Annotated in this window: 6 protein-coding genes and 1 pseudogene; 4 read left to right on the top strand and 3 right to left on the bottom strand. The window is 55.9% G+C overall.

What is annotated here, in order from left to right; translation table 11 throughout:
- Positions 1 to 122: 122 nt before the first annotated feature.
- Positions 123 to 341, top strand: a pseudogene (locus Q1M04_RS16010) (hypothetical protein); the annotation flags it as partial.
- Here Q1M04_RS16010 and Q1M04_RS16005 read toward each other — a convergent pair.
- On the bottom strand, positions 277 to 858 hold the full coding sequence (locus Q1M04_RS16005; RefSeq protein ID WP_300347422.1) for a DNA-3-methyladenine glycosylase I: 582 nt from the start codon (positions 856 to 858) through the stop codon (positions 277 to 279). The pseudogene Q1M04_RS16010 and the gene Q1M04_RS16005 sit on opposite strands and share 65 nt — an antisense overlap.
- Before the next feature lie 322 nt (positions 859 to 1,180).
- Here Q1M04_RS16005 and Q1M04_RS16000 point away from each other — a divergent pair, with 322 nt between their 5' ends.
- The 3 genes from Q1M04_RS16000 to Q1M04_RS15990 all read left to right on the top strand — a co-directional run bounded on the left by Q1M04_RS16000 (position 1,181) and on the right by Q1M04_RS15990 (position 1,985).
- Positions 1,181 to 1,363 carry a hypothetical protein gene (locus Q1M04_RS16000; RefSeq protein WP_300347420.1) on the top strand — a complete coding sequence of 61 codons (183 nt, stop codon included), beginning with the start codon at positions 1,181 to 1,183 and terminating at the stop codon, positions 1,361 to 1,363.
- Positions 1,357 to 1,659 carry a hypothetical protein gene (locus tag Q1M04_RS15995; protein ID WP_300347418.1) on the top strand — a complete coding sequence of 101 codons (303 nt, stop codon included), beginning with the start codon at positions 1,357 to 1,359 and terminating at the stop codon, positions 1,657 to 1,659. Before Q1M04_RS16000 ends, Q1M04_RS15995 begins: the two co-directional genes overlap by 7 nt.
- A 74-nt stretch (positions 1,660 to 1,733) precedes the next feature.
- On the top strand, positions 1,734 to 1,985 hold the full coding sequence (locus Q1M04_RS15990; RefSeq protein ID WP_300347416.1) for a hypothetical protein: 252 nt from the start codon (positions 1,734 to 1,736) through the stop codon (positions 1,983 to 1,985).
- Positions 1,986 to 2,041: 56 nt separating this feature from the next.
- Here the strand turns inward: Q1M04_RS15990 and Q1M04_RS16310 are convergent, their stop codons facing one another.
- Positions 2,042 to 2,293 carry a DUF4368 domain-containing protein gene (locus Q1M04_RS16310; protein ID WP_366140851.1) on the bottom strand — a complete coding sequence of 84 codons (252 nt, stop codon included), beginning with the start codon at positions 2,291 to 2,293 and terminating at the stop codon, positions 2,042 to 2,044.
- 287 nt (positions 2,294 to 2,580) lie between these two features.
- Positions 2,581 to 2,791, bottom strand: a 211-nt coding sequence (locus Q1M04_RS15980) for a DUF6870 family protein (protein WP_300448908.1), incomplete at its 5' end; no start/stop codon positions are given.

The raw sequence follows: 2,791 nt of genomic DNA, 5'->3' as shown, positions 1-2,791 counted from the left end.
GACCCACGCCATAGAATTATGCAAAGCTATTTGTGGATTTGCGCCAATTTTGGCCGCTTCCACGAACAGCTTTGCATTTTTCTTTGCGCTGCATAAGCCCTGTTATGTGAAGCTTCACATAACAGGGGTTCCCGGACGGCTGGACGGACATACCGGGAGCCTCCGGCTCCGCCAGGTACCGGGCTTTGGGGAACAGCGTGGCCATACCGTGTGTAGAGTTTATCATGCTTGAAATCGCCATGGCGATGGGCGCGTGTCCCATGGCCCTGCCGGGCTTCAGCGTGTGCCCTCTCCCTGGTTCTGCCGGGGATAACACCAGCATCCTGTCTCGTGGTCGTTAACCACGCCCACTGCCTGCAAAAATGAGTAAATGATGACGCTTCCCACGAAGTTCATCCCCCGGCATTTTAAATCCTTGGAAATCCGGTCAGACAGTTCGGTACTGGCCCGGACTTCGTCGTCTGTGTTCAGAATGACTTGTCCGTCCGTGAAGCCCCAGAGATAGCGGCTAAAGGAGCCAAACTCCCTCTGGATGTCCAAAAACGCCTTCGCGTTCTGGACCGCCGCCTGAATTTTGCGGCGGTTCCGCACGATGCCGGAGTCCGCCATCAGCGCCTCGAGCTTTTCCGGGCCGTATCCGGCGACAATCACAGGATCGAAGCCGTCGAAGGCCCGCCGGAATGCCTCCCGCTTCTTTAGGATCGTGAGCCAGGACAGCCCCGCCTGGAAGCCCTCCAGAATCAGCATCTCGAAGAGCTTCCGATCATCGTGCTCCGGCCTCCCCCACTCCTGATCGTGGTAGGCGGTGTAGAGTTCAGAGGCCGGATCGGCCCAGCGGCATCGCTTTAATTCCATCATTTATCCCCCGCTTTCTGTGACTATTATACGGGACACCCAATAGCGATGCAAGGGCAAAAAAACTTGTTGCATTCGCTTCGTTTCCAATGGATTTATCGTTGGGTATCGTGAATAGCTTTCATGTGGCTTTGGGGATATACTTGCTTTACAAAGTTGGAAAGGAGGGCCGAAAATGGCTGAAAAGACCCGAAATTTATGCGCGCAAATACCGACTGGACTTCACAGCAAAGTTCGGGAGCGTCAGGAGGCATCCCGTCAGACCCTGGGTCAGTACATGACCTGGCTCATCACAAAATTTTACGAAGAGGAGGGGAAACCCGCCATGAAAGGAAATCAGAGAACGGTTGCGTTCCAGGTGCCCGCAGAGCTGTTCGAGCGGTTCAAGGAGTACCTCAAGCGCAACGGAATCAAGCAGAACGCCTTCTTCCTGAACTGCATTCAAAAGGCGCTGGAGGCGGAAGCTTCAACGGATGCATCTGCCGGAAAGGAGGACAGCACATGCTGATATGGACCAAAGACGAGCGCAGGAACAACCGCCAGGAACTCGTCTCCACCAGCTATGTGGCCAGCGTCCCCTACCTGGGGCGGGTCTGCATCCATCCTCATATCCACTCCCACGGCGAATGGTTCCTGACCTGCCAGGCCCTGCGCATTGATAAGCACCCGCTGGGCAGCGTATCTCCGAAGGAGGCGGAGCGGCTTGCGGAGGCGGAGCTAGTCAGGCATTTGGAAGGACACATTGCCTGGTGCCGGAGCGCCTTGGCTGAACTGCTCGGCGAATCCGACATGTCCGCAACGTAAATCCAGGATATGAATCAGATAAACAGAAGGCGGCAAACAGCCGCCTTCATTTTTGGGAGGCGAACAATATTATAATGTATATCTATCCTGATAACCTGAAGGCAAAGGCCAAGCTCTGGCTGTGGGAGCTGCGGGACGTGGCGGTCATCGGCGCCGGGCTCCTGCTCTCCGTTCTGGCCCTGAGCCACGGCGCTGGGATGCTCCTGCTGGTGCTGACCGTCCTCTGCGCCTTCCTCTCCATCCGCATGGAGGGGGCCAGCATTCTGGACTTCCTGGACTTCCTGCGCTGCGCCGTCTGTTTCTTGTTCCTGCACCAGCAATACTAAGATTGCGTTTTATTAGGAAAACACACTGCCAAAAGGATTTTATGCTTTGGCGGGGGTCAGCCCGCCGCGGCGGTGTCGGTGGTGTTGATTTCAATGTACTCGGCAATCCGGCGGAACTCGTCCGCAAACTTAAAATGAACGCTGATATTGCCGTTTTCGTAAACCTTGATATGGTCTACCAATTCAATCAGAATTTCGCGGGTCAGCTTTTCAATGTTCTGATATTTTGCAAAAGCTACCAGCGCGGGATGCTGCTGGTCAACGCCGTTTGAAAGCTGTTTCCGTTCAGCCGTCAGCCGGGCCAGCAAATCCGAGAGCCCGGCGGCCTGCCGCTCCTAATCGGCTTTCATTTCCCGGTATTCCTGCTGGGATTGACTTTTTTCAGCGGGGCTGCATTGATACGGGCTACTATTTCCGAATAGGAAACGGCGGTACTCACTTGATACTGGATAGCGAACAGAACGGCGGCCTCTAAACGGTTGTGCTTGTTAGAGTGCATGGTGCAGGCTGTCCGGGAGCGTTTCTTGTAAGTGGAGCAGGAATGTCGATGCCTCGGGACATTTTGTCTCGAAGTGGAAGCAGGCCGCAACAGCAGTCACAGCCCGCTCTTTTGCCGGATAAGAAAGGCCGCCAGCGTCTCCTGGAGGGAGGGGCCGCCCTCGGCAAACTCGATTTTCACACCCACGCCGCCCACGCTAAAGCAGTAGGGATTGACGGCCCGTTTTACGAACCGGGCCAGCCGCTCCTCCCGGGGGAGGGTGCGGTCAAAGGCCATACCGCTCACGTCAGCCAGCGCATCCGCGCTC

This window comes from uncultured Oscillibacter sp. (assembly GCF_950073225.1).
Lineage (GTDB): Bacteria > Bacillota > Clostridia > Oscillospirales > Oscillospiraceae > Oscillibacter.
Note: the sequence above shows the minus strand (reverse complement) of the source record. Positions and strands in the feature narration are given on the sequence as shown.